Raw genomic sequence first — 25,503 nt, 5'->3', positions numbered from 1 at the left:
GGGGAGTTTTGTCTGTCGCGCTGCACGTTTCGTCGGCCGAACCGGAGGTCGACAGAACGCGGCGGCCCGCCGCCACGGGCCGCCTGCACTCACTGCGCCGATTCTGGCCGTACCTGCGTCCGCACGTCGGCATCCTGCTCGCCGCCAGCGGACTCGCACTGCTGGCCGGCCTGACCGCCGTGGTGATTCCGCTGATGATCGCGCGGATCATCGATGGCCCGGTCGCACATCGTGATTTCGCGGGCGCGCTCGGGCCGGTGGCCGTCGTCCTGGTGCTCGGCCTGCTGGAGGCGGCCGGCGTGTGGGGACGCCGCTGGTTGATCGCCGCTCCAGCCACTCGATTCGAGATCACTCTGCGCGCCGGGATCTTTCGCAAGCTGCAGGCGCTGGCGATCGGCAGGCACGACGCGTGGGAGTCGGGGCAGTTGCTGTCGCGTGCGATCGACGATCTGGCCACCCTGCGCCGGTTCGTCTCCTTCGCGGGGCCGTTCTTGCTCATCCACACCGTGATCATCCCGGTCGGCCTGCTCGTGTTGATCGCGCTGAGCCCGCAGATCGGCCTGATCTTCGTGGTGATCTCGATTCCGTTGGCCGCCATCTGCATTCGCTTCGAGCGCCGGTATTCGCTGGCTTCGCGGCGATCGCAGGACCAGTCCGGCGACCTGGCCACCACGGCCGAGGAGTCCGCGCAGGGCGTGCGGGTGCTCAAGGCGTTCGGGCGGGGCGTGTACTTCGGCCGCCGTTTCACCGCCCAGGCGCACGAGCTGCGGCAGACCGAGTTGCTGAAAGCCCGCCTGGACGCGACGCTGTGGTCGAGCATGGTGAGCCTGCCGCAGCTGGCCATCGCGTTCGCCCTCGGCTACGGCGGTTACGCGGTGGCGCACGGCACGATGACGCTGGGCACCTTGATCGCGGGCATCACGCTGGCGACCTTCCTGCAGTGGCCGATCATCTGGACCGGCTTCCTGCTCGCCGAGCTGAACGACGCGCGTACCGCTGCCGATCGGTACTGGGAGATCATCGACACCCCGGTCGATATCACCGACCCGGCCGACCCGGTGGATCCGCCCGAGCATATTCGCGGCGAATTATGTTTGGACGAAGTGCATTTCGCTTTTCCGGAGGCCGAAGGCGAGGTACTGCGGGGCGTGTCGCTGCGAGTGCGTCCCGGTGAGACGGTGGCGCTGGTCGGTGCGACGGGTAGCGGCAAGACCGCACTGCTGAACCTGATCCCACGCCTGTACGACGTGACGGGTGGCGCCATCACCATCGATGGCATCGACATCGCGGCGATGCGAGTCGCCGGCCTGCGCTCGCTGGTGTCGGTCGCGTTCGAGGACCCGGTGCTGTTCTCCGCGAGTGTGCGGGAGAACGTCGCGCTCGGCGACCCAGCGGCCACGGACGCCGACGTGCGCCGCGCGCTGGATGTCGCGCAGGCCACCGAGTTCGTGGACGACCTGCCCTGGGGCCTGAACACGAGGATCGGCGAGCAGGGCCTGAGCTTGTCCGGCGGCCAGCGGCAGCGACTGGCGCTGGCTCGCGCGGTGCTCACCGGTGCGGGCGAGCGCAGCCGGATCATGGTGCTCGACGACCCGCTGTCCGCCCTGGACGTGGAGACCGAGGAGCGGGTGCAGGAACGCCTGCGCACCGTGCTGGCCCATGCGACGACGCTGCTGGTCGCGCATCGTCCGTCCACGGCGGCGCTGGCCGACCGGGTGGCGGTGCTCGCCGACGGCCGGATCGTCGCCGAGGGAACCCACGAGCATCTTCTGCGTACCAGCAGGAACTACCGAGAACTCATGGGAGGTGAGCAGCGATGAGTACCACGGCGGTCGACACGGAAGACGTCACTCCGCAGAGTGATCCCGCACGCGCGGACGAGGCGGGGGACTGGCGCGGCATCGCGAGCGAGGACAAGGAGGTCACCCAGACCGGCAACTTGGTGCTGGCCGGTCGTTCCCGGCGCCTGCTGCTCGATCTGGTCCGGCCCTACCGCAAGCTGGCCGCGCTCGGGCTGTTGCTCATCGTGCTGGACAACGCCGCGATGGTGTCGGCGCCGCTGTTCGTCGCCTACGCGCTGGACACCGGCATCGCGCGCGGTGCCGAGGGGAACTGGGCGCCGTTGGCCTGGACCGTGACCGGCTACCTCGGCTCGGTCCTGCTGAACGTGGTCAGCACGTTCACCTTCCTGCGCGTGTCCGGCAGGCTCAGCCAGAGCGTGCTGTTCGATCTGCGCGTGCGTTCGTTCACGCACATGCAGCGACTCAGCGTGGCCTTCCACGAGAAGTACACCTCGGGCAAGGTGGTCGCGCGGCTGACCGGTGACATCGAGACCTTGCAGGAACTGCTGGAGAGCGCGCTCAACCAGGCGCTCAGCGCGATCCTGTCGGTGCTGACCATCGCGGTGCTGCTGATCTATCTCGACCAGGCGCTCGCCGCGATCGTGCTGGCCGGTTTCGTCCCGCTGGTGGTGGTCACCCGCTGGGCGCAGCGCAGGCAGCGGGCGGGCTATCGCCGCACGCGCGGCGCGATCGCCAAGGTGGTCGTGCAGTTCGTCGAGTCGATGGGCGGCATGCGGGCGGTGCAGGCGTTCCGCCGGGAGCAGCGCAACGAGTCGGTGCTCGCGGTCGAGGACGCGGAATACCGCCAGGCCACCACCGCGGCCATGCGCGGCATGGGTGACTACGCGGGCCTGACCAAACTGCTCGGCAACCTGACCACGGTGACCGTCATCGTGGTCGGCGCCTGGCGGGTGATCGAGGGTGACCTCGCGGTCGGCGTGCTCGCGGCCTACCTGCTGTACCTCAACGAGTTCTACGGTCCGCTGGACCAACTCGCGCAGGTGTTCAACGCCTACCAGTCCGCGGCCGCCGCGCTGGAGAAGATCTCGGGTGTGCTCGAGGAGGAGCCGTCGGTGCCCGAGCCCGCGCACCCGGTGGCGTTGGACAAGGCGTCCGGCGCGGTGCGGATGGAGAAGGTGTGGTTCGGCTACGGAAGCGCGCCCACGGCCGATTCCGGTGGTGGCGATACCGGTCATGCCTCGGCCGGGGCGCCGAAGGCGGGGGAAGACGCCGAGGCGGTGCCGTCGGACTCGGACTCGGGAATCTTCGGCAAGTCCGACCGCCGCACGCGACCGGTGCTGCCGGAGTTCACCCTGGACATTCCCGCCGGGCAGGTGATCGCGCTGGTGGGTGCGACCGGGGCGGGCAAGTCGACACTGGCGAAGTTGCTGACGCGGTTCTACGACCCGTCCGGCGGCGTGGTCACCCTGGACGGCGTCGACCTGCGTGATCTCTCCGACGCCGACCTGCGCCGCAACGTGGTGATGGTCACCCAGGAGTCCTACTTGTTCTCCGGTTCGGTGGCCGACAACATCCGGCTGGGCAGGCCCACGGCCACCGACGCGGAGGTGTACGCCGCGGCGCGCGCGGTCGGTCTGTACGACTTCGTGCAGGCGCTGCCCGAGGGCTTCGCCACCGACGTGCGCAAGCGCGGCGGCAGGCTCTCGGCCGGGCAGCGGCAGCTGGTCGCGTTCGCACGGGTGTTCCTGGCCGATCCCGCCGTGATCGTGCTGGACGAGGCCACCTCGAGCCTGGACATCCCCAGTGAACGGCTGGTGCAGCGGGCGCTGGAGACCGTGCTGCGCGGGCGCACGGCGGTGATCATCGCCCACCGGTTGTCCACGGTGGCGATCGCCGACCGGGTGCTGGTGCTCGAGTCCGGCCGGATCGTCGAGGACGGCGCGCCGGAAGCCCTGATCGCGGGGACCGGCCGGTTCGCCGACCTGCACGCCGCCTGGCGGGAGTCGCTCGTGTGATCAGCGACGGTTGTGCGGGCCGGGGCCGGGTGTCGCTTACGGTAGATACGTGACGACCCCAGCCTCCGACCCCGAGCGCCCCGCCGCGAGCCCGCAGGAATCCCGGTGGCCGGCGATCCTCACCTGGCGCGCCCACGACGCGACGCGGATGGAGTCGGTGCGGGTGCAACTCAACGGCAACCGCATCCGCGCCGCCGGGCGCATGATCGGCGGCGCGAGCGCGGACCACCCCGCGTTCAGCGCCTCCTACGACCTGGTCACCGACGAGAACGGCGCGACCAAACGACTGTCCCTGCGTACCACGACCGCCGCCGGTGAGCGGCACGCCTCGATCGCCCGCGACGAGGAGAACTACTGGCTCGTCGACGCGGGCGGCAACCACGTCCGCTCCACCTTCGCCGGGGCACTCGACGTGGACGTGGTGCTCAGCCCGTTCTTCAACACCCTGCCGATCCGTCGCTACGACCTGCAGCACGCGGTCGAGGAAGTCCAGGTCCCGGTGGTCTATGTGCGCCTGCCCGACCTGCTCGTGCAGGAGGCCACGCTGATCTACAGCAGCGCCGCCGGCGGCATCAGCGTGCTGTCGCCGGTCTCCAGCGCGACGGTCACGGTGGACGCGGACGGTTTCCTCCTGGACTACCCGGGCCTGGCCGAGCGGATCTGAGGCGGCGCCGGTGGGCGGAAGGTCAACTCAGCTGAGTGATGACGCCACCGCGCTCGCCTGCCGCCCGCAGGTCTTCCAGCCAATCCCGCTCGCCCGGTCGGATGTCCGTGATCGGCCGGCGCCGCGCGGAGTCGTAGCGTCGTCGCGCGTCGTGCCCGGCCTCGACCAGATCCGCGAGGGACTGTTCCTCGCGCAGGCTGTCGCGCGCGTCGCCGAGGACCGTGAGGGTTTCGTCCAGCACTTCCAGCAACGCGGCCGAATTCGGTTCGCAGATGGCGCGAACCAGATCGGGGGCGGTACCCGCGACCCGGGTGCCGTCCCGGAACGACCCGGCCGCGAGTCCCAGCGCGAGATCACCCCCCGCGGCGCCCGCCAGCGCCAGTGCCTCCGCCAGCACATGCGGCAGATGGGAGATGCGCGCGACGGCGCGGTCGTGCTCCGCGGCCACCACCGGTACGACCACCGAGCCACAATCCAGCGCCAGGCGCACCACGCGGGTCCACGGGTCGACCTTCGTGCCCTCGTCCACGCCGACGGCCCACACGGCATCGCGGAACAACGCGGGATCGGTGGCGGCCCACCCCGATTCGGAGGTGCCCGCCATGGGGTGACCGCCGACGTACCGGTCGGCGAGACCGCGGGCGCGCACGGCGGCCGCGACCGGCGCCTTGACGCTCACCACATCGGTGAGCGCGCAGTCCGGCGCGTAGGTCGCGATCGCGGAGAGCATGTGGTCCACCGCGGGCATCGGCACCGCGACGACGATCAGCGCGTCGGTCTCCGCGGCGCGGCGCAGCGCGGCGGGCAAGTCCTCGGTGACATCGAACCCGTCGGCGCGCGCGGCCTGCGCCCCCGTCGCTGAGCGGTTGTATCCCCAGCCGTCGTAACCCGCGGCGACGGCCGCGCGCAACAGCGACCCACCGATCAAACCGGTCCCGAGGACGCATACGGGTGCTTTCTTCGCCGAAGTCACCGGAACAGATTGGCATACGACTTCAACATTTGAGCTCGAGCAGACTACCGTTGCGGCCATGGCAGCACAGCGCTCGGGCACGAACAGGGCGGCGTCGGACGATTACGACGACGTGGAAGGGTTCGCAGTGGCGGTTGTCCGCGAAGAAGGCAAATGGCGGTGCAGTCCGCTGAGCCGGGACGCACTCACCGATTTGTCCGCCGCGGAAAACGAACTGAAGGCTTTGCGCAGCTCCGGAGCGGTGTTCGGCTTACTCGACATCGACGACGAGTTCTTCATCGTGCTGAGACCCGCGCCGAGTGGGACCCGGATGCTGGTGTCGGACGCCACGGCCGCGATCGACTACGACATCGCCGCGGACGTGCTCGAGGCGCTCAACGTGGAAATCCCCGATATCGACCCGGACGAACTGGACGACGTCGAGCCGTGGGAGGAGGGCGACCTCGGTGTGCTGGCCGATCTCGGCCTGCCCGAACCGGTACTGAGCGTCATCCTCGCCGAGACCGAGCTCTATCCGGACGAGCAGCTCGGCATGATCGCCCAGCGTCTCGGCTTCGCCGACGAACTCGCCGCGGTGCTGGACAAACTGCCGCGCTGACGTGGGCGTTCTACCGGACGGCCCGAGCCTTTCGGACGCCGAAATGGTGCGCGCCGCGATCGACGCCGCGGCGGCCGCCGGTGATCGTGACGTGCCGGTCGGCGCCGTCGTGTTCGACTCCACCGGAAGGGAACTCGCGCGCGCCGCGAACGCGCGAGAAGCGCTCGGCGATCCGACGGCGCACGCGGAGATCTTGGCGTTGCGCCGTGCCGCCGCGGTACACGGCGACGGATGGCGGCTGGAGGGCGCGACCCTCGCCGTCACGCTGGAGCCGTGCACCATGTGCGCGGGCGCGCTGGTGCTCGCGCGGGTCGGCCGTCTGGTCTTCGGTGCGTGGGAGCCGAAAACCGGCGCCGTCGGGTCGCTGTGGGACGTGGTGCGTGACCGTCGTCTCAACCATCGGCCCCAGGTGCGCGGCGGCGTGCTGGAGGACGAATGCGCGGCGCTGCTCGACGCGTTCTTCCGCACCCAGCGCTGATGCCTCCTGGCGATTTAGTGATCCGGCGAGGGTCCGGTATGGTTGTCGGCGGTGGCGTGTCCGAGCGGCCTAAGGAGCACGCCTCGAAAGCGTGTGAGGGGTAACCCCCCTCCGAGGGTTCAAATCCCTCCGCCACCGCCACAGCCCTTCATCTGTTCGCCCAGGTGAGGGGCTTTTCTTCTGCATAGACCGCTGAAGGAGGTCGTCCCGGTGACCGAGCCCGACCACCACTACTGGATGAACCGGGCGATCGCGCTCGCGCGACTGTGCCCGGTGGCCGAGGGCGCGTTCTCGGTGGGTGCGGTGATCGTCGCCGACGGGGCGGAGATCGCGACCGGCTACTCCCGCGAGTCCGACCCGAAGCAACACGCCGAGGAGGCCGCGCTCGGCAAGCTCGATTCGGAGGATCCGCGGCTGGGGCGGGCCACGCTCTACAGCACGCTGGAACCCTGCTCGGAACGCGCGACGAAGGACCGGTTGCCGTGCACCGACCGGATACTGCGGGCACGCATCCCGGTCGTGGTGATCGCGTGGCGTGAGCCGTCCACGTTCGTCGTGAATTGCGTCGGTGTGGAGAAGCTGCGGCAGGCGGGCGTGACCGTGCTCGAGCTCCCCGAGCTGGCCGAGGCGGCGATGTCCATGAACCGCCATCTCGACCTGTCCTGAGCCGTTCAGTCGTTGTAGTCCCAGTACTGCAACCATCGCACCGACGCGAACAGCAGCAGCGTCAGCGCGTAGAGCGCGATGATCACCGCTGCCCCGGCGATGCTGATCCGGCGGCCCGCACCGTCGACCGGATCGAGCCACCGGCGGAAATAGGTGGCGACCGCAGGCGACAGGAAATAGCTCATCAAGCCCACGCTCACGATCTGGCTCAGCCACAACGCCAGCCACGGTTGCGCACCGAGCCGGTCGAGCACGGGCCCGAAGAAGCGCGACAGCACCATCACCGTCGGGTACAGCACCAGCAACACCAGCATCGCGGTCTTCCACGTCGGGGTCATCCTGGTCTCGCCGCCGACCGTTCGCACCGTAGAGCCGAACGGCGTGGTGTGCGCGTCCACGGTGAAGTCCTCGGTCAGCTTCGAGCGCAATTCCGGCAAGGCGGCGGCGCGTTCGTCCGAGCGCATCCATTCCGACAACTGCCGTGCCGTGCGGAAGCGCAGCACTGAAAACCACCGACCTCCGTCGGACGGGAACAAGGCGGCGCCTTCGAATCCCGGGAACCTGGAACTCGCGGCGACGAGACGCGCCTCGGTCGCCTGGAATTCCGCTTCCTTGCCGGGCGCGACGTTGTGCCGGAATACGCCGATACCGGGCGGCGGTGACTCGCCTTCGACAATGATCAGATCCGCACTCTTGCAGTGGAAGCCGAGGGATTCGCCCTCGGAAAGGACGCTCGCCCGTTCGGTCGAATCCAAGAATTCGTGCAGCGACGGCTCGGATCGGAACGTTACGCTGAATCCCGGCTCGAACAGCGGGTGTTCGGTAACCGACACAGAGGAGTTCACGAATCCGTCTACACATCGGGCGATTTCGGTCATCCTGGCCGACCACGCCCGGAAATCCGCGTCGTGCGCCAGTCGGTGAAAGACCGTGACGGCGGTGGCGGTCATCGAAAGCTATAGGACGTCGATGCGTCGACCCTGCACGTAGACCTCGGCGATCGCGGGCTCGCGGATGCCCATCAGCAACGCGAACAGCGTCTGATCCCGGGCCAGTGCGGGGTCTTCGGAACGAATGCCGTGCGCCAGCATGCTTTCCAGCGCCGGAACGCGCGCCGGTTCGACAACGACGAAATCGGCTTCCTTACCGACGTCGAAATTCCCGAACCGATTTTCCATATCCAAGGCACGCGCGCCCGCCAGCGTGCCGGTGAACAGCATTTCCGCCGGGTGCATCGAGACGCCGTGCTCGCCCGGTTCGGAAATGTGCACTTTGAACGCGGCCGACAGCACCTGGGGAATCAGCCATTCGTCGCCGCCGCCGTAATCGGTGCCCGCGGCCACCGTGACTCCCGAGGCGAGCGTCCGCTTCCACGGCATGGTGCCCGAGCCGAGGAACTGCTGGGACACCGGACAGTGCGCGACCGACGTGCCAGTTTCGGCCATCCGCCGCAGCTCGACGTCCTGGCAGTGCACGCAGTGGGCGAGGATGCTGCGCCTGCCCAGCAGGCTTTTGCCCCCTGCCGCGGAACCGGGCAGGAACTTGCCGTCATAGGTGTCGAGATAGGTGGCCACGCCGTACGCCTGCTTGGTGGCGTCGACTTCGCCGGTTCCCGGACGGTTGTTCTCGTTGAGGTGACTGTGGAAATAGACGCCGCGTCCGCGCACCGAATCGTACAATTCGCCGAGGTTTTCCAAGGTCCGGCGAGTCACCGCCAGAGAAAAGCGTGGCACGATCGCCACGTGCAACAGCGCGGTGTTCATGTCACCGGTGTCGGCCGCGTGCCATTTGTCGATCTCCTCGCTCGTCAGCCGGATGGCGTCGTCCTCGGTGGTGATCAGGGCTGCCGCCGAGCGCTCTCCCGTCGTTTGGATACCGCGCCCGCCGACCATCCGTAGACCACACCTGCGCGTCTCGGTGAACAGCGCGTCCTGCGCCTGTGGAAACGCCGAGCCGAAGACCATCGCCGCCGTGGTGCCCGCGGCGATGCGCCGTGTACAGAATTCGGCGGCCGCCGACCGTGCGAATTCCGGGTCGGCGTACCGGGATTCCGCGGGATAGATGCACGATTCCAGCCACTCCAGCAGTTGGCCACCGCCGTAAGCGTCACCCGCGAAGGTCTGGGGGAAATGAACATGGGTGTCGACGAACCCGGGAAGCAGGAATCCGGGCCGATGATCGAACACTGTTTCGACGCGATACTCGGCCGGGATATCGGAGCGTGATCCACAAAATGCGACCCGGCCGTGAACGTCGATTATCAGAGCCCCGTCCGGCACGTCGACCAGCGCGGTCGGAACATCGTCGGCAGCAGGACTGCCGGCGATGTGAAAAATGTGCCCCAAGTGGACTTGGCTCACCATTCGAGGAGAACACAAAACCATCCGGTACGCGAGCGGATCGCTCGAAACGCCGGTCAGACCCCGCGTGAGAACAATGTCACCGGCGCCGGCATGCGGTAGCCGGCGAGTTTGATGAATCGGGCGCTCACGCTGGGCTGCCTGCCCTCCAGCGGGCCCGCCCCGACCGCGTTCATCATCCGATTGATCACGTTGAAGTACGTGCCCACCCAGACGGCCTCGTCGAACGCATCTCGGGAAACACCCGCCAGCCGGACCACCGCGGCGTCCTCGGGAGTCAACCCGTCCGGGTCACGGGCCATTTTCGCGAGGAAGCCGAGCATGACGCGCGCTTCGGGGCGCAGGGGGGAGTCCGCGCCGTCGGCCAGCGCGCGGGTCACCACGTCGGCGTCGACGTACGCGCCCGCGATCGCCTCGTGCGAGGTGGCGCAGAACGGGCACTCATTGGCCAGGGAGGTGTGCGTCGCGAAGATCTCGCGTTCGGCGACGGTCCAGTACGAAGGTCCGCGCATGACGTCCTGGATCGACTCCGACAGCGGCGAGCCGAAGAACCGATGCCGATAGAAGAGCACTTTCAGCACCGCGGGGACCTCGACGCCACTGAACCGCCGCATCGTCCACAGCATGAATCTGGTCGGCCGGTCGTGCCCGGACCGTACAGCCTCGAGCCACATCTTCTTATCCTTCCCACGCTCGGCGCGCGGCCCGCAAGCGCCGGTCCGCCGCGCCGTAGGCGGCGACGGCGGTCGCCTCGAAGATCTCGTCGTCGTCGTGCCCGGCGGTCTTCAGCGCCGCGATGTCCTGCTCGGTGACCCGGTAGGACCGGTCGGCCACGAGTTCGGCGAAGGCGGCGAGTTCCGGCGCGATGTCCTCGTGCGAGTCCGCGGTCGCGGCGGTTCTCGCGCGCAGGACTTTGCGGACCCCGCTCGGCAACCGCCCCGGCGCGGACTCGAGGTGCTCGCCGAACCGTTGCCATCTCTCACTCATCGAGCCACGCATGGGCCTCATTCTGCTCCGAGCACCGTCGCCTTCGCAGGCGTGCAGGGGAATTCGCTATCCGCTCACGTTCCTGCGCAGCACAACCTTGCGGCGGTCGAGGTCGATCGCGACCAGTGGGGGCGCGTCCCCCTCCTGCTCGTCGCGCAGCATGGACACCGATTCCCGGTGATCCAGTTCCATACGTTTGGTCGCGTAGAACAGCGCGGTGAACTCGTCGGTGAACGTGCCGGAAACCGGAGCGCGGCGGCGCCTGCGGCGTTTGTTCACGGTCAGCTCGTAGACCGCCACTAGCACGAGAAGGATCACCCACCCGGGAATCGACCACTGCAGCAGCGCCACGCTCGCCGAAGGTACCAGCGGACGACCCACGCCCGCCCGTACCCCGACAAGGCCCGAAAATTGCCGTGCGGCGACGGATATCGGACGGAATCCGGGGTATACGCCCGATACGGTAAGTGCGGGAAGGACGCGATGCCAGATGCGCCGTCGGACAATCCGCGCGGGAACGATGCGCGAGAGAAACATGAGAATCGGAAGCATAATCGTTTTGGTCTGGTTGCTGATCGGCGTGATCGCCGCGGCACAACGCAACTATTTCGACAGCGGGCCGGTCAACTGCGCCGGTTTCGGCACCGTCGTCGTCACGGTCATCGCGGGGCCGCTCAACTACATGGGCGTGAACCCGAAGGTGGAGGACTGCAACGTCCCACAGCCGAGTCCGTAGTCGAGCGTCACTGAGGACGGACGGCCAGGCGCGGTGCGCCGCCTGGCCGTCCGTTGTCGTGTGAGGTGGGGCGGCAAGTGACGCGGTCGGGTCTCACATTGCGTAAGCTGAATATTAGCTAAAGATGCACTCATGCGGTTTTACCAGTGATTATTTAGGTAACTGTGTGCATTCCGGGTATCCGCCCCATGGGAGGAGCACGGAAGGAGCCGATGAGATGCGCGATTACGAACGCCGTGCGCGTGCCAGGCGCGGTCCAGGGGCGGGCTCCCAACTGTTCGGGTTCCTGCTGCTGGCATGGCTGGCGATCGGGTTGCTGGCAGCCGGTCAGCGGCATTATTTCGACAGCGGCCCTCCGATCAACTGCGCCGGTTGGGGCACGATCGGTCTCACCGCCCTCGCCGGTCCGCTCAACTACGTCGGGGTGAACCCGAGAGTCGGCGCGTGCGAACTTCCGCAACCCAGCTCCTGAAACGCACTCGGCCCCGCGCCCGAGAGATCCGGGTGCGGGGCCGAGTGACGGTTGTCGGATCAGCCGACGCCGACCGGCTGCTTCGCCGTCTCGGCCGAACGCTGCTGCAACTCACGCAGCTTCGTGCCCTCGACGTCGATGTCGGGCAGGATGCGGTCGAGCCACTTCGGCATCCACCACGACCACTTGCCCATGATCACCAGCAACGACGGGATCAGCACCATCCGGACGACGAACGCGTCCAGCAGCACGCCGACCGCCAAGGCGAAGCCCATGGACTTGGCCGTCACGTCGGTCTCCATCAGGAACGAACCGAACACCGAGATCATGATGATCGCCGCCGCGGTCACCACGCGGGCGCCGTGGTGGTAACCGGCGACCACCGCGTCCGTCGGCGACTTGCCGTGCACGAACTCCTCGCGCATCCGGGTCACCAGGAATACCTGGTAGTCCATCGCCAGACCGAACACCAGACCGATCAGCATGATCGGCAGGAAGCTCACCAGCGGATGCGGATCCTCGATCAGGCCGAGCGCGCCTTCCTGGAAGACGAGCACGGTCGCACCGAAGGTCGCGGCCATCGACAGCAGGAAGCCGAGCGCCGCGGTGAGCGGCACCAGGACCGAACGGAACACCAGGATCAGCAGGACGAACGCGGCGCCCGCCACGATCGCCAGGTACGGCACGATCTTGCTGAGCAGCACATGGTCGATGTCGGCGTAGATCGCCGTGGTCCCGGTGACGCCGTACTGGATGCCGTACTCGGCCCGCAGCGCGCCTTCGGCTTCACGGGCGTCTTGCACCAGGTCCTTGGTGGCCTGGTTGTTCGGTCCCGACTTCGGCACACCGTCCAGTAGCGCGCCCTGCTTGTCCTCGCTCCACTGCGGCGCGGTCACGTAATCCATGCCCGGGTACGACGCGAGCTTGGTGCGCAGCGCCTCGACCGCCGCATCGCGGTTGTCGGCGGGGACGTCGGCCAGATCGACGGCCACGTTCAGTATGCCGTTACTTCCTTCGCCGAAGCCCTCGGTGCGCAGCTCGTAGGCCTTGCGGACGGTCGAGGTCTTCGGCATGCTGTCCTCGCCGGGCAGGCCGAGGTTCAGGCCGGTGGCGGGGGCGGCGAGCGCGCCGAGCACCACGATGCTCAGCAGCAGCGCGGCCCACGGCGCCTTGCCGATCAGCCTGCCGAAGCGCATGCCGTTGGTGACCGAGTTGTCGTCCTCGGGGTCGTGCTGGGCGATCAGCGGCAACTTCGGCTTGAACAGGAAGCGGCCGAACGCGCCGAGCAGGGCGGGCATCAGCGTGATCGCGGTGAGCACCGCGAAAGCGGCGGCGATCGCGCCACCCAGACCCATGAACGTCATGAATTCGACGCCGACCACGCTCAGGCCCGCGAGCGCGATGATGACCGTCAGGCCGGCGAACACCACAGCGGAACCGGCCGTGCCGAGGGCGCTGCCCGCGGCCTCTTCCGGCGAATCCTGCACCGCCAGTTCGTGCTTGTACCTGGAGACGATGAACAGCGCGTAGTCGATGGACAACGCGATGCCGATCATCGAGGCGAGGAACGTGGTGAAGCTGGGCACCTCGATCACCGAGGTGCCGACCATGATCAGCGAGGTGGCCGCGCCGAGGCCGACGATCGCGGTGACGATCGGCACGAAAGCGGCGACGATCGCGCCGAACGCCACGATCATCACCAGCAGTGCGACAGCCATGCCGATCATCTCGGACTTGCCGCTGGGGGCTTCCTGCTTCTGCGCGATAGAGCCGCTCATCTCCACGGTGAGCCCGGCGTTGCGCGCGTCGGCGGCCACGTCGTAGGCCGCCGCGCGATGCTCGTCGGTCACGTCGGTGAATGTCTTGATCGTGAACGGCACGTTGATCACCGCCACCGTCTCCGGCGCGGTCTTGCTGAGCACGTTCAGCGGCGCGCCACTGCACTGCGCGGGATCAGGGGCGGACAGGCAGCCCATCTGCTCGGCCGCTTCGACCGGGTCGACCACCGGCTTGCTGTGATCGACGATGTCGAGCTGGCCCAGCTTGGCGATGAACGCTTCCAGCGCCGCACGGCTCGCCGGGTCGGTCAGCTTCTGCCCCTCGAGCGCGCCGATGACGTATGTGCCGGTGACGGCGTCGAACTTGAACGCGGCGGAGGCGCCGGGGAAGTGCTTGTCGAGGATCTCGTTGGCGCGTTCGGAGGGCAGGTTCGGCAGGCTGAAGTCGTTCGTCATCGGCTTGCTGAGCTGTGCTCCGAGGCCACCGAGGAGCACGAACAAGACGAGCCAGACGGGAAGGACTATCCATTTCCTGCGGAAAGCGAACTTTCCCCATCTATACAGATAAACGGACACGAGTGGTTTCTCCTAGCGATGACTGGGATCGTGCTGGTTCTGCGTGTAGACAGCACTCTCGCGGAGATGCCCTGCCTGTCTCCGCCTCCACTGACGCTTTCTGCCTACCGTGCGGTAGGTAGACTACCCAGGAGCTAAGCGGAGGTACAACCTCTATTCTGCCGGGCGATATTCGCTCGATGTGAAGGTGATGAGAGGATCATCGGATGTCTGTGCGTGACACACCCGGCGCTGTCGCCGCAGGTGGAGGCACTAAAAGCGCGATTCGCGAGGCCGCGATGAAGCTGTTCGGCGCCAAAGGATTCGAGCAGACCAGCCTGCGCGAGGTCGCGGATGCGGTAGGAATCACAAAGGCGTCACTCTACTATCACTACGCGTCGAAGCTCGATCTGCTATTGGCGATCATCGATCCGATCGTCGATCACATGCGTTCGGTAGTCGACGATCTCGACCAGGTGCCGCACGACGCCGAGAGCATTCGCCAGGTCCTGCGGGTCTACTTGCGCGGCCTCATCCATCACCGTGACGCCGGTGCGCTCGTCGTGCGCGACACCGTCGCGATCGTCAACGTCATGGCGGACCGCTATCCGGATCTGATGGACGCCAGCCGGGCGCTGCGCGAGTGGCTGGCCGGACCGGACGCCACCGACGAGGCGCAGTTGCGCGCCTGCGCGGCGCTCGAGGTGATCGGGGTGGCGCTGGTGTCCAAGGAACTCGTGCCTGGTGCGGACGATTCGGTGGTGGAATCCTCACTGCTGGATGCCGCGACCTGCGTGCTGGCAGGTGGCGGCGCCGCGTAGATTCGAGCTATCCCACCTCGACGCCAGGAGTCATCGCTGTGCACATCACCGCGAAGGTCGATTACGCGGTGCGAACGCTGCTCGAAATCGCAAGTGCGCCGCGGCTCGACCAGTCCGTGCTCGGGCTCGGCGCACCGCTCGTACAGGTCGCACCGGTGGTGAAGGCCGAAGCGATCGCGACCGCCCAGCGAATTCCACCCAAAGTGCTCGAGTCCGTGCTCGGCGAATTGCGCCGAGCCGAACTGGTGATCAGCAGACGCGGTCCGGACGGCGGCTATTGGCTGGCCAGGCCCGCCGCCGAGATCTCCATCGCCGACGTGATCCGCGCGATCGAGGGCCCGCTGGCCTCGGTGCGCGGTGCGCGACCGGAGGACGTCCACTATTCCGGCGCGGCCGAGCCGTTGCAGCGGGTGTGGATCGCGCTGCGGGTCAACATCCGGGCGGTGCTGGAGAACGTCACCATCGCCGACATCGCGAGCAACCGGCTGCCCGGATTCGTCGAAGCGCTCACCGAAGATCCCGGCGCCTGGGCGCGCCGCTGACTCCGCGCACACCCCGACGGGAGAGCATTCATGCAGGTCAGGAATCTCCACGACGTATCGCGCCGACAGCCGGTAGCCTGCGATTCATCATGCTGACCAGACTGCTACGCACACATCTGTACCCCTACCGCGCCCAGCTCGCGGGGGTCGTTGTGCTTCAGCTGATCTCCGTCATCGCGATGCTGTATCTGCCCAGCCTGAACGCGGACCTGATCGACAACGGCGTCACCAAAGGTGATATCGGCTACATCTGGACCACCGGCTTGTGGATGCTCGCGGTCACGGGCGTGCAGATCGTCGCGTCGGCCGCCTCGGTCTATATCGGCGCGCAGGCCGCCATGGGCGCCGGCCGCGACCTGCGCGGCGCGCTGCTGCACCGCGTCGGCACATTCTCCGCGCGGGAAGTGAAGATGTTCGGCGCGCCCTCGCTGATCACCCGCAATACCAACGATATTCAGCAGGTTCAGCTGCTCGTCGTGATGTCGGCGACCATCCTGGTGATGGCGCCGATCATGTGCGTGGGCGGCATCATCATGGCGTTGCGCGAAGACCTGGGTCTGTCCTGGCTGCTGCTGATCGCGGTGCCCGCGCTGGGGCTGTCCATGGCCGTGCTGATCTCCAAGATGGTGCCCGGTTTCCGGGACATGCAGGCCAGGATCGACGAGGTGAATCGGGTGCTGCGCGAGCAGATCACCGGCATCCGCGTGGTCAGGGCGTTCGTGCGGGAACGGCAGGAGACCTGGCGGTTCGGCCTGGCCAACACCGAACTCACCGATACCGCGGTGCGCGTCGGCCGGTTGATGGCGCTGATGTTCCCCACAGTCATGCTGATAAGCAATGTCACCGCCGTCGCGGTGATCTGGTTCGGCGGGCACGCGATCGACGAAGGGCACATGCAGATCGGTTCGCTCACCGCGCTGCTGTCCTACATCATGCAGATCCTCACGGCCGTGATGATGGCCTCGTTCCTGGCCATGATGGCGCCGCGCGCCGCGGTCTCCGCCGACCGGATCGGCGAGGTGCTCGACACCGAATCCTCGGTCCACCCGCCGCGCCTGCCGCAGCCGTTCACCGACGACCCGGCCGTCGTGGACATCCAATTCGCCGAGTTCGCCTTCCCCGGCGCGGAGAAGCCGGTGCTGAGAGCCATCCGGTTCCAGATGCGTCCCGGCACCACCACCGCGATCGTCGGCTCCACCGGCTCCGGGAAAACCACACTGGTCAACCTGATCCCCCGGTTGATGGACGTCACCGACGGCGCGGTCTACGTCGGCGGCACCGACGTCCGCCATATCGACCTCGAGGTGTTGCGTGCGCAGATCGGCCTCGTCCCGCAGAAGGCGTATCTGTTCTCCGGCACGGTCGCGAGCAATCTGCGTTACGGCAATCCGCACGCCACCGACGAGGAACTATGGCGTGCGCTGGAAATCGCGCAGGCCGCCGATTTCGTGCGGGAGATGCCGGAGGGATTGCAAGCCCCCGTCGCCCAAGGCGGCACAACGGTTTCCGGAGGTCAGCGTCAACGGCTGGCCATCGCGCGAGCGCTGGTGAAGAAGCCGAGGGTGTACCTGTTCGACGACTCGTTCTCCGCGCTCGACGTCGCGACCGACGCCAGGCTGCGCGAAGCGCTGAAGCCGGAGACCGCCGACGCCTCGGTCCTGATCGTCGCCCAACGGATAGCCACCATCCGGGACGCGGACCAGATCGTGGTGCTCGAAGACGGCGCGATGGCGGGTGTCGGCACCCACGAGCAACTCATGCGGGATTGCTCGGAGTACCGGGAGATCGTCGAGTCGCAGCTGAGTGCCGAGGAGGCGCGATGAGACCCGGAATGCCCGGTCCCGGTGCTCCGGACAGCAAGGCGAAATCGTTCGGACCATCCCTGAAACGACTGCTGCGCAGGCTCGCCCCGGAACGGTTGCAGGTCGGGCTGATCATCGCGCTCGTCCTCGCGTCGGTGGTGCTGAACACCCTCGGCCCCTACATTCTCGGCAAGGCGACCAACTTGGTCTTCGACGGCGTGGTCGGCAAGCAACTGCCGCCCGGCGTGACCAAGGAACAAGCGATCGAAGCGCTGCGAGCCGAGGGCGACGACACCTTCGCGGACATGCTCGGCGCCATGGACGTGGTCCCCGGCGTGGGAGTGGACTTCGGCGCGGTCGGCCGGGTTCTCGCCGTGGTGCTCGCGCTGTACATCGGCGCCGCCGTCTTCGGGTGGTTGCAGGGGTACCTGCTCAACATCGTGATCAACCGGACGGTGAAGCGGCTGCGCAGCGACGTCGAGGACAAGATCCATCGGCTTCCGTTGCGCTACTTCGACTCCGCGCCGCGCGGTGACGTGCTCAGCCGGGTGACCAACGACGTGGACAACGTCTCCCAGAGCCTGCAGCAGACCATGAGCCAGCTACTCATCTCGGTGTTCTCGGTGCTCGGCATCCTGGTCATGATGTTCTGGATCTCGTGGGCGCTCGCGGTGATCGCGTTGCTCACCGTCCCCGCCGCGATCGTGGTCACCGCGCAGATCGCGAAACGGTCCAAGCCGCACTTCGTCAACCAGTGGAAGTACACCGGACTGGTCAACGCCCAGGTCGAGGAGGCCTACACGGGGCACGAGGTGGTCACCGCGTTCGGCCGCAACCGCGAGGTCGGCAAGGAGTTCGACCAGCGCAACGAAGAGCTCTACCAGGCCAGCTTCAAAGCGCAGTTCATCTCGGGCCTGATCATGCCCGCGATCATGTTCCTGGGAAACGTGAACTTCGTGCTGGTCGCGCTGGTAGGCGGCCTCAAAGTCGCGACGGGCAGCCTCTCGCTCGGTGAGGTGCAGGCGTTCATCCAGTACTCCCGCCAGTTCAGCCAGCCGCTGACCCAGCTCGGCGCGATGGCCAACCTGTTGCAGTCCGGCGTCGCCTCGGCCGAGCGGATCTTCGAGATCCTCGACGCCGAGGAGCAGAGTCCGGACCCGGTGATGGCCGACGCCCGCCCGGTCGACCGCGGCCGGGTGGAATTCGAGGCCGTCTCGTTTCGCTACGAACCCGACAAGCCGGTGATCGAGCGGCTCTCCCTGGTGGCCGAGCCCGGCCATGTGGTCGCCATCGTCGGCCCGACCGGCGCGGGCAAGACCACGCTGGTGAACCTGCTCATGCGGTTCTACGAACTGGACGCGGGCGCGATCACGGTCGACGGCGTCGACATCACCGAGATCACCCGGGACCACCTGCGTTCGCGCATCGGCATGGTCCTGCAGGACACCTGGCTGTTCCGCGGCACCATCCGGGAGAACATCGCCTACGGCAACCCGAACGCGAGCGAGGAGGATATCCTCGCCGCGGCGCGCGCCGCCTACGTCGACCGCTTCGTGCACGCCCTGCCCGACGGCTACGACACGGTCATCGACGAGGAGGGCTCCGGGGTCAGCGCGGGCGAGAAACAGCTGATCACCATCGCGCGCGCGTTCCTGGCCAAACCGTCGATCCTCATCCTGGACGAGGCGACCAGCTCGGTGGATACCCGCACCGAGGTGCTGGTGCAACATGCCACCGCCGCGCTGCGTCGCGACCGGACCAGCTTCGTCATCGCCCACCGCCTGTCCACCATTCGCGACGCCGATCTGATCGTCGTCATGGAAGCGGGCCGGATCGTGGAACACGGCACGCACGAACGCCTGCTCGCCGAACGCGGGGCGTACTACCGCTTGTACAACGCCCAGTTCGCGGGAGTGGTGTGATCCGGCCACCGGCGCCGACCGGCGGCCTGCCGCGGTCTGCGATCGGCGAACTGCGAGGATAGCGGGGTGCCCGGTCCCGAATCCTTCTCCTTCACCGTCGGTACGCGCCTGGACGGGCGGCACGGCCGGTCCGGGGTGATCGCCACGCCGCACGGTCCGATCGCCACGCCCGCCTTCATCCCGGTGGGCACCAAAGCGACGGTCAAGGCGGTGCTGCCGGAGACCATGCGTGAGCTCGGCGCCCAGGCGCTGCTGGCCAACGCCTACCACCTCTACCTGCAGCCGGGCCCCGACATCGTGGACGAAGCGGGCGGGCTGGGCGCGTTCATGAACTGGCCGGGACCGACCTTCACCGACAGCGGCGGGTTCCAGGTGATGTCCTTGGGTGTGGGCTTCAAGAAGGTGCTGGCGATGGAGGCGGTCGACGTCCGCAGCGACGACGTGATCGCACCCGGCAAAGAGCGGTTGGCCACCGTGGACGACGACGGTGTCACGTTCCGCTCACACCTCGACGGCTCGGCGCACCGGTTCACCCCCGAGGTGTCGATGGGCATCCAGCACCAGCTCGGCGCCGACATCATGTTCGCTTTCGACGAGCTCACCACCCTGCTCAATACCCGTGCCTACCAGGAGCGCTCGGTGCAGCGAACGCACGAGTGGGCGCAGCGCTGCATCGACGAGCACGAGCGGTTGACCGCCGCCCGCACCCACCGCCCGTACCAGGCGCTGTTCGCCGTCGTCCAAGGCGCGCAGTACGAGGACCTGCGCCGTAAGGCATGTCGCGGGCTCGAGTCGATTCGCGCGAGCGGGGGAACGGCATTCGACGGTTACGGCATCGGCGGCGCGCTGGAGAAGCACAACCTGGGCGCCATCGTCGGATGGTGCTGCGACGAGCTGCCCGAGGACAAACCGCGTCACATGCTGGGCATCAGCGAACCGGAGGACGTCTTCACCGCCGTCGAGAACGGCGCGGACACCTTCGACTGCGTCAACCCGTCCCGGGTTGCCCGCAACGCCGCGATCTACATCGACACCGGCCGGTTCAACATCAACACCAGCCGTTTCCGTCGCGACTTCACCCCGATCGACGAGAACTGCGACTGCTACACCTGCGCCAACTACACGCGCGCCTACCTGCACCACCTGTTCAAGGCCAAGGAGATGCTCGCGGCCACGCTGTGCACGATCCACAACGAGCGATTCACGATTCGCCTGGTCGACCGTATCCGGGACAGCATCGAGGGCGGCTACTTCGATGAACACAAGGCCGAGACACTGGGCCGCTGGGGGAGTGGGAGAAGTTCTATGTGATTTCGTCAGGTGCGCAGCGGATCGCCTTGCGTGGGCGCGTAGGTGGGTTCGTGCTTCTTGAGGAACGCGATGACCCGGTAGGTGATCGGAAGCACAATTACCTCGCAGAGCGTTTTCCAGATGAAGCCGACGATCACGTAGTTGACGAACTGCTGCCAGGTGTCGATACCGATGGCGCCCGCGGCGATCGAGCAGAAGATCAGCGTGTCGGCGAGTTCGCCGACGATGGTCGACCCGATCAGCCTGGCCCACAGGTACTTTTCCTTCGTCCGCTCCTTGATCAGCACCAGCGTCGCGGAATTGAGCAGCTGGCCGACGAAGTACCCGGCCAGACCCGCGACGACCAGGCGCGGCGTCGTCCCGAGGACGGTGCGGAACGCCTCTTGGTTCTCGTAGAACCCCGCGGCGGGCAGCCGGATGGCGATGGCGAAGCAGACGACCGTCAGCAGCAGTCCGGCGAAGCCGTAGTAGATGGCGCGCCGAGTGGCGCGGAAGCCGTACACCTCGCTCAGTACGTCGCCGAGGATGTAGGCCAGCGGGAACAGGAAGAAGGCGCCGTCGGTGGCGATCGGCAGGATTTGCAGCGGTCCCAGCGACACCGAGCGATCGCCGAGGAACTCCACCCCCTTGGTGGCGCAGATATTGGAAATGATCAAGGTCGCAGTGAACAGTGCCACGATCGGTGCGTAGTACCCCCGCGCCACCTGGGCAAATGCCGCATGGTCCGCGGGGCGCCCAGGCCCGCCGTGCTCTTGGGTGGTTTTCGACTCACTCACCCGCATCATCCAACCAGGTTGTGGAATACGCTGTAGCAATGACGAATCCCGGCGATTCCGACGAGTGGTGGAAGCAGTACGGCGGCCAAGGCGTGTCGCCGGAGTCCGGTGGGCAGAGCTCGGTGCCGCAGTACCCGAGCCCTGAGCAGCCGCCGTCGGGTTACCCGTCGGCGCCGCAGTACCCGGTACAGCCGCCCTCGCAGCCGATGACGCCGCCTCCGCAACCGCAGTACCCGCCCTATCAGCAACAGCCGTACCCCCAGCCGAACTACGGCTATCAGAGTCCCTATCAGCCCTACGGCGTCCCGGCGCAGGGCACCAACGGCATGGCGATCGGTGCGCTGATCTCGTCGCTGGTCGGGTTCGTCACCTGTGGGCTCGGCTCGATCGTCGGCATCATCCTCGGCGTGGTCGCACTGAACCAGATCAAGCAGAGCGGTCAAGAAGGGCGCGGCATGGCGCTGGCCGGCATCTGGATCGGCGTCGGCGCGATCGTGCTCGGCATCCTGTGGTTCGTCGTCGTGATCATCGCGGGAGCGACCAGCGCGTAGCGGCGCGGGCCGGGAAGCAGCAGGGGCGCACCCGATTCGGGTGCGCCCCTACGCATTCGGTGCCGCTGTGGCGGATCAGGCCTTGACGACCTGGGTGCCGCCCGCGAACTTGTCGTGCCAGCCCTGCTTGTTCGGGTCCTGCGAGATGGTGACCATGATGTAGATCGCCAAGCCGAGCGAGACGAGGCCGCCGACGCACGGAATGATGTTCGCCGCGACGAACACGTTGCGCTTCAGCGAGGTGACCGGGTCGATCTTCGCGGCGCCACCGGGGGCGAGCACCTTCAGGCCGAGGATCTTCTTGCCGAGCGTGGTGCCCTGCGAGGTCTCCATGCCGACGAAGTAGCCGAGCTGGACCAGGGTCCAGACCAGGCCGAGACCGATGGTCAGGCCCACCGAGTTGTTGACCAGGAGGTAGAGGATGAAGTACGGGATCATCAGGATGATCGCGTCGATGACGCGGGCGCCGATGCGGGTGCCGAGATCGCCCGGCTGGCCGCCGTAGTTGTTGAACCCGGGCTGCTGCGGGTACTGACCGTAGGGATCCTGCCCGTACTGCGGCTGCTGGCCGTACTGCGGCTGTTGCTGCCCGTACTGGGGCTGCTGACCGTACTGCGGCTGCTGACCGTACTGCGGCTGCTGACCGTACTGGTCGCCGCCCTGCGGGTACGGCTGCCCGTACGGCTGCCCGCCCTGCGGATACTGGTTGGGGTCGTACCCACCGCTTGTCATAGTTGTTTGTCCTCGTCGATTGATCAGTAGTTGGACGATGCGTACGTTACGGACATCGGCTGCGTTGCAACAACCCATTCACGTCGAGTATCCATGGTTCGCGGGGTAGCCGCCCGGCGTCGAAACGCGCGAGTAGCTCGGACGACGATGTCGCGGCGCAGCCGAGCGAAGCGGCCAGTGCCGAGACTACTTCCTCCGGCGTGTTGCCGAGCGCCAAGCGTTCGCGGAGTGTCACCGCCCCATCCCGTTTCGCCAGTCGACGCCGTTCGGTGTTGAGCACCAGCGGCACGTGGGCGTAGCGCGGCACCGGAAGGTCGAGCAGCGTCGCGAGGTATGCCTGTCGCGGGGTCGACGGCAAAAGGTCGTCACCGCGCACCACCTGGTCCACGCCTTGTGCCGCGTCGTCGACCACGACGGCGAGGTTGTAGGCCGGGATGCCGTCGCCACGGCGCAGCACCACGTCGTCGACCGGACCGCGGTAGCGACCGTGCAGCTCGTCGTGCACTTCGAACTGCGTCGCGGTGGCCCGCAGGCGCAGCGCGGCCGGGCGGCCCTCGGCGCGCCACCGGTCGCGCGCCGACGCGCTCAGCGTGCGACAGGTGCCGGGGTAGGCGCCCGACGGCCCGTGTGGCGCCGACGCGGCCTTCTGTATTTCCCTTCGGGTGCAGAAGCATTCGTAGGTGAGCCCGGCGGCGGTGAGGCGTTCGATGGCCGCCTCGTACCGCGGCAATCGATCGGACTGGCGTACCACCGGTCCGTCCCAGTCCACGCCGATCGCGGCGAGATCCTCCAGCTGCCGCTGCTGCGCACCGGGGCGCACCCGGTCCAGATCATCGATGCGGAGCAGGAACCGGCGGCCGGTGGAGCGAGCGAACGCCCAGGCCAGCAGCGCGGTGCGGAGATTGCCCAGGTGCAGGTCCCCGGACGGGCTCGGCGCATACCGGCCCGCGCCCGGCTCAGGCACGGGCCCGGCTGGTAGACGATGAGGTGCGCACGTCGGCCATGGTAAAAGCCGGGCGGTCAGACGCGCAGACGCGGCCGCAGGTCGGCCTCGGACGGTTCGTCGCCGACCGCCAGCGTGGCGAGTAGTGATTCGGCGTGCGCGACCAGTCCGGTGAGGTCGATATCGTAGGGCGCCTGCCCACTCTCGGGGCGGTATGCCGTCAACCGCGACACAGCGCGGGCGAGCAGTGTACGCGCTCCCTTGGGATTTCCGCGCTGTATGTGGGTTAGCCCGACAGCGAACTGCGCGAGCGCCTGCCACAGCATCCGCTCGGCGAACGGTCCGTTCTTCCACGCGGCCTCTAAAACCTCATGTGCGTTGAATGCTAGTCCGTCGTCCAGCAGTTGCTGGGCGAAGGCCAAGGTTTGCTGGGGTGGAAGATCGAGATCGTCGGGAATTCGGGCAACTCCGGTGCTGCCGGGAGGCAGTGGACGCCCGAGGCGGTCGCGCGGACGGGCATTACGGGCACGACCTGCGTCGTCGCGAGCGCGTTCGACCATAGGTTCCATCATGCACGGCCGCCGCCGCGGCGTCGACGCGGCCCGTGGCCGTGCGCGAATTGTCGTCCGATAACAGAGCAATCACATCCGTTAAATACATTGTGGTACGCCGGTGCTGGGAATGAATGCCACGGGCTGGCAATGCTCCCGCAACTTCCCTGCTTCGCAAACGTGTGTGGTTGCGATGATTGAATAGGCAAGAGCCCGGCAAACTTTCGAGGGACCTGCTAGTGTTACCGCGCGGGGACAGGCCCCGCGCGAGGTTAATTTCCTCTCGAACTCGATGTGCGATATCGACGCACCGAGAATGTGCGCTCCGGCGAGGAGTGCACCACGGGATTCGGCTTCCGGAGTCGGGTACCGATGCTAGCTGGAACGATGTCAGGAGAAATCTCGCTCTCGACGCAGCAAAGGAGCTAGTGCCGTGGAGGTTGATTGGACGGGCGCTGTGTGGCGCAAGAGCACATACAGCGGTCCGGATGGGAACTGCGTGGAAGTCGCTTTTCTCGTCGACGGCAGTGTCGCGGTTCGTGACACCAAGGACAGTGGAAGTGGCCCGGTCTTGGCGTTTGCGCCGGGTGAGTGGGATGCATTCCTAACGGGGGTCTCGACGGGAGAGTTCCGGCGCGGCTGAACCGCTCCGGAATCGCCTGAACAAGGCAAAGCGGGCCCCGGGTCGCGTGGACTCGGGGCCTTCGCGGTTTTCGGGCAGGAGGGGCGGTGCCCTCGAATCATCGGTGGCCGGAGCCGTTTCCGTCACCGTTCGCCCGTTGCTGAACCGTGCGCAGCACGGCGAGCTGTTTGCGTTCCTCTTCGTGCTCGGTCGCGAAGTGCCGCTCGCTCTCCTCGCGCGGATCCGCCCGCAGGAAGCTGCCCGTGCCCGGCTTGCCCGCCGCGCCCAGCTTGCTCATCTTCTTCGGTACCGGCGCGCCCTGGTACTCCAGCGGGATCGGGTGACCGTGCTCGTCCACCGGGCCGAGCGGCTGGTGCACCTCGATGTACTCGCCGTGCGGCAAGCGCTTGATCACGCCGGTCTCGATGCCGTGCTCGAGCACCGCGCGGTCGCTGCGCTGCAGCCCGAGACAGATGCGGTAGGCCAGGAAGTAGGCCAGCGGAGGTCCGAGCAGAATGCCGATCCGGCCCACCCACGTGGTCGCGTTCAGGGAGATATCGAACTTGTAGGCGATGATGTCGTTGACGCACGACAGGGTCAGGACCACGTAGAACGCGATCGCCATCGCGCCGATCGCCGTGCGAACGGGCACGTCACGCGGGCGTTGTAGCAAGTTGTGGTAGGCCCGGTCGCCGGTGAGCCGCTTCTCGATCCAGGGATAGGCGATCAGGACGGCGAACACCAAGCCCATGATCAACGCGACCCAGAACACCGCGGGCACGGTGTAGTTGCCGATGTACAGCTCCCACGGCGGCATCAACCGGGCCATGCCGTCGGTCCACATCA

26 protein-coding genes, 1 tRNA gene and 1 pseudogene are annotated in these 25,503 nt (G+C 67.2%); 16 read left to right on the top strand and 12 right to left on the bottom strand.

Translation table 11 applies throughout. From position 1 onward, the window contains the following. Nucleotides 1-8 precede the first annotated feature (8 nt). The 3 genes from GVY39_RS08045 to GVY39_RS08035 are packed head-to-tail and all read left to right on the top strand — an operon-like array spanning nt 9 to nt 4,481. Nucleotides 9-1,820, top strand: coding sequence for an ABC transporter ATP-binding protein (locus GVY39_RS08045; RefSeq protein WP_223519999.1), 1,812 nt, complete (start codon nt 9-11; stop codon nt 1,818-1,820). Further along, nucleotides 1,817-3,817: an ABC transporter ATP-binding protein gene (locus GVY39_RS08040; RefSeq protein WP_159922632.1), complete on the top strand. Its 2,001-nt coding sequence runs from the start codon at nt 1,817-1,819 to the stop codon at nt 3,815-3,817. The genes GVY39_RS08045 and GVY39_RS08040 overlap by 4 nt, the downstream gene beginning before the upstream one ends. Nucleotides 3,818-3,866: 49 nt before the next feature. Continuing rightward, nucleotides 3,867-4,481: a putative glycolipid-binding domain-containing protein gene (locus GVY39_RS08035; RefSeq protein ID WP_159922634.1), complete on the top strand. Its 615-nt coding sequence runs from the start codon at nt 3,867-3,869 to the stop codon at nt 4,479-4,481. Nucleotides 4,482-4,503: 22 nt separating this feature from the next. On the opposite strand, the gene GVY39_RS08030 is transcribed toward GVY39_RS08035, so the two are convergent. After that, nucleotides 4,504-5,454, bottom strand: a complete 951-nt coding sequence (locus GVY39_RS08030; RefSeq protein WP_223520003.1) for a prephenate dehydrogenase — start codon at nt 5,452-5,454, stop codon at nt 4,504-4,506. A 58-nt stretch (nt 5,455-5,512) separates the two neighbouring features. Between GVY39_RS08030 and GVY39_RS08025 the strand changes: the two genes are divergently transcribed. The 4 genes from GVY39_RS08025 to GVY39_RS08010 all read left to right on the top strand — a co-directional run bounded on the left by GVY39_RS08025 (nt 5,513) and on the right by GVY39_RS08010 (nt 7,196). Continuing rightward, a complete protein-coding gene (locus GVY39_RS08025) occupies nt 5,513-6,052 on the top strand; it encodes a tRNA adenosine deaminase-associated protein (RefSeq protein WP_159922638.1) in 540 nt (179 codons plus the stop codon). A 43-nt stretch (nt 6,053-6,095) separates the two neighbouring features. Beyond that, entirely contained in the window at nt 6,096-6,530 is a 435-nt protein-coding gene (locus tag GVY39_RS08020) for a nucleoside deaminase (protein ID WP_159922698.1), read from the top strand. A gap of 50 nt (nt 6,531-6,580) precedes the next feature. Next, nucleotides 6,581-6,671: transfer RNA gene (locus tag GVY39_RS08015), tRNA-Ser, on the top strand. A 69-nt stretch (nt 6,672-6,740) separates the two neighbouring features. After that, nucleotides 6,741-7,196 (top strand): deaminase, encoded by a 456-nt coding sequence (locus GVY39_RS08010; RefSeq protein WP_159922640.1) that lies wholly within the window; start codon nt 6,741-6,743, stop codon nt 7,194-7,196. Nucleotides 7,197-7,201: 5 nt separating this feature from the next. Here GVY39_RS08010 and GVY39_RS08005 read toward each other — a convergent pair whose 3' ends face one another. From GVY39_RS08005 to GVY39_RS07985, 5 genes are all read right to left on the bottom strand, one after another. Next, nucleotides 7,202-8,146 (bottom strand): antibiotic biosynthesis monooxygenase, encoded by a 945-nt coding sequence (locus GVY39_RS08005; protein WP_159922642.1) that lies wholly within the window; start codon nt 8,144-8,146, stop codon nt 7,202-7,204. 6 nt (nt 8,147-8,152) lie between these two features. Further along, on the bottom strand, nt 8,153-9,559 hold the full coding sequence (locus GVY39_RS08000; RefSeq protein ID WP_159922644.1) for an amidohydrolase family protein: 1,407 nt from the start codon (nt 9,557-9,559) through the stop codon (nt 8,153-8,155). A gap of 53 nt (nt 9,560-9,612) precedes the next feature. Then, entirely contained in the window at nt 9,613-10,230 is a 618-nt protein-coding gene (locus tag GVY39_RS07995; RefSeq protein WP_159922646.1) for a hypothetical protein, read from the bottom strand. A gap of 4 nt (nt 10,231-10,234) precedes the next feature. After that, nucleotides 10,235-10,543: a hypothetical protein gene (locus tag GVY39_RS07990; protein ID WP_159922648.1), complete on the bottom strand. Its 309-nt coding sequence runs from the start codon at nt 10,541-10,543 to the stop codon at nt 10,235-10,237. A gap of 66 nt (nt 10,544-10,609) precedes the next feature. Then, on the bottom strand, nt 10,610-10,894 hold the full coding sequence (locus GVY39_RS07985; protein ID WP_159922650.1) for a DUF6191 domain-containing protein: 285 nt from the start codon (nt 10,892-10,894) through the stop codon (nt 10,610-10,612). A 184-nt stretch (nt 10,895-11,078) separates the two neighbouring features. On the opposite strand from GVY39_RS07985, the gene GVY39_RS07980 reads away from it, so the two are divergent. Further along, nucleotides 11,079-11,279 carry a hypothetical protein gene (locus tag GVY39_RS07980; protein WP_159922652.1) on the top strand — a complete coding sequence of 67 codons (201 nt, stop codon included), beginning with the start codon at nt 11,079-11,081 and terminating at the stop codon, nt 11,277-11,279. A gap of 217 nt (nt 11,280-11,496) precedes the next feature. After that, nucleotides 11,497-11,751 carry a hypothetical protein gene (locus GVY39_RS07975; protein WP_159922654.1) on the top strand — a complete coding sequence of 85 codons (255 nt, stop codon included), beginning with the start codon at nt 11,497-11,499 and terminating at the stop codon, nt 11,749-11,751. Nucleotides 11,752-11,810: 59 nt separating this feature from the next. Here the strand turns inward: GVY39_RS07975 and GVY39_RS07970 are convergent, their stop codons facing one another. Next, nucleotides 11,811-14,105 carry an MMPL family transporter gene (locus tag GVY39_RS07970; RefSeq protein WP_159922656.1) on the bottom strand — a complete coding sequence of 765 codons (2,295 nt, stop codon included), beginning with the start codon at nt 14,103-14,105 and terminating at the stop codon, nt 11,811-11,813. A 206-nt stretch (nt 14,106-14,311) separates the two neighbouring features. Between GVY39_RS07970 and GVY39_RS07965 the strand changes: the two genes are divergently transcribed. The 5 genes from GVY39_RS07965 (at nt 14,312) to tgt (ending at nt 20,482) form a co-directional block, all read left to right on the top strand. Beyond that, nucleotides 14,312-14,905, top strand: a complete 594-nt coding sequence (locus GVY39_RS07965; RefSeq protein WP_159922658.1) for a TetR/AcrR family transcriptional regulator — start codon at nt 14,312-14,314, stop codon at nt 14,903-14,905. A gap of 38 nt (nt 14,906-14,943) precedes the next feature. Further along, nucleotides 14,944-15,447: an Rrf2 family transcriptional regulator gene (locus tag GVY39_RS07960; RefSeq protein ID WP_159922660.1), complete on the top strand. Its 504-nt coding sequence runs from the start codon at nt 14,944-14,946 to the stop codon at nt 15,445-15,447. An 89-nt stretch (nt 15,448-15,536) separates the two neighbouring features. Further along, nucleotides 15,537-17,270 carry an ABC transporter ATP-binding protein gene (locus tag GVY39_RS07955; protein WP_159922662.1) on the top strand — a complete coding sequence of 578 codons (1,734 nt, stop codon included), beginning with the start codon at nt 15,537-15,539 and terminating at the stop codon, nt 17,268-17,270. Then, on the top strand, nt 17,267-19,171 hold the full coding sequence (locus GVY39_RS07950) for an ABC transporter ATP-binding protein (protein WP_159922664.1): 1,905 nt from the start codon (nt 17,267-17,269) through the stop codon (nt 19,169-19,171). The genes GVY39_RS07955 and GVY39_RS07950 overlap by 4 nt, the downstream gene beginning before the upstream one ends. Before the next feature lie 66 nt (nt 19,172-19,237). Continuing rightward, nucleotides 19,238-20,482, top strand: a complete 1,245-nt coding sequence (gene tgt / locus GVY39_RS07945) for a tRNA guanosine(34) transglycosylase Tgt (RefSeq protein WP_159922666.1) — start codon at nt 19,238-19,240, stop codon at nt 20,480-20,482. Nucleotides 20,483-20,487: 5 nt separating this feature from the next. On the opposite strand, the gene GVY39_RS07940 is transcribed toward tgt, so the two are convergent. After that, nucleotides 20,488-21,267: a queuosine precursor transporter gene (locus GVY39_RS07940; RefSeq protein ID WP_159922668.1), complete on the bottom strand. Its 780-nt coding sequence runs from the start codon at nt 21,265-21,267 to the stop codon at nt 20,488-20,490. Nucleotides 21,268-21,296: 29 nt separating this feature from the next. Here GVY39_RS07940 and GVY39_RS07935 point away from each other — a divergent pair, with 29 nt between their 5' ends. Continuing rightward, the gene (locus tag GVY39_RS07935; protein ID WP_159922670.1) at nt 21,297-21,809 is read left to right on the top strand and encodes a DUF4190 domain-containing protein; all 513 of its coding nucleotides are present in this window, start codon (nt 21,297-21,299) and stop codon (nt 21,807-21,809) included. 75 nt (nt 21,810-21,884) lie between these two features. Here the strand turns inward: GVY39_RS07935 and GVY39_RS07930 are convergent, their stop codons facing one another. From GVY39_RS07930 to GVY39_RS07920, 3 genes are read right to left on the bottom strand one after another with little or no spacing between them, the layout of a single operon-like run. Continuing rightward, nucleotides 21,885-22,541 carry an RDD family protein gene (locus GVY39_RS07930; RefSeq protein WP_159922672.1) on the bottom strand — a complete coding sequence of 219 codons (657 nt, stop codon included), beginning with the start codon at nt 22,539-22,541 and terminating at the stop codon, nt 21,885-21,887. 46 nt (nt 22,542-22,587) lie between these two features. Beyond that, on the bottom strand, nt 22,588-23,505 hold the full coding sequence (gene gluQRS, locus GVY39_RS07925) for a tRNA glutamyl-Q(34) synthetase GluQRS (protein ID WP_159922674.1): 918 nt from the start codon (nt 23,503-23,505) through the stop codon (nt 22,588-22,590). A 56-nt stretch (nt 23,506-23,561) separates the two neighbouring features. Next, entirely contained in the window at nt 23,562-24,044 is a 483-nt protein-coding gene (locus GVY39_RS07920; protein ID WP_159922676.1) for a DUF309 domain-containing protein, read from the bottom strand. Between the two features lie 424 nt (nt 24,045-24,468). Between GVY39_RS07920 and GVY39_RS07915 the strand changes: the two genes are divergently transcribed. Then, nucleotides 24,469-24,678, top strand: a complete 210-nt coding sequence (locus GVY39_RS07915) for a DUF397 domain-containing protein (protein WP_159922678.1) — start codon at nt 24,469-24,471, stop codon at nt 24,676-24,678. 97 nt (nt 24,679-24,775) lie between these two features. Here the strand turns inward: GVY39_RS07915 and GVY39_RS07910 are convergent. Next, nucleotides 24,776-25,503, bottom strand: a pseudogene (locus GVY39_RS07910) (cytochrome b); the annotation flags it as partial.

The sequence above is a fragment of the Nocardia sp. CY15 genome (assembly GCF_009829295.1).
Classification (GTDB): domain Bacteria; phylum Actinomycetota; class Actinomycetes; order Mycobacteriales; family Mycobacteriaceae; genus Nocardia; species Nocardia sputi.
Note: the sequence above shows the minus strand (reverse complement) of the source record. Positions and strands in the feature narration are given on the sequence as shown.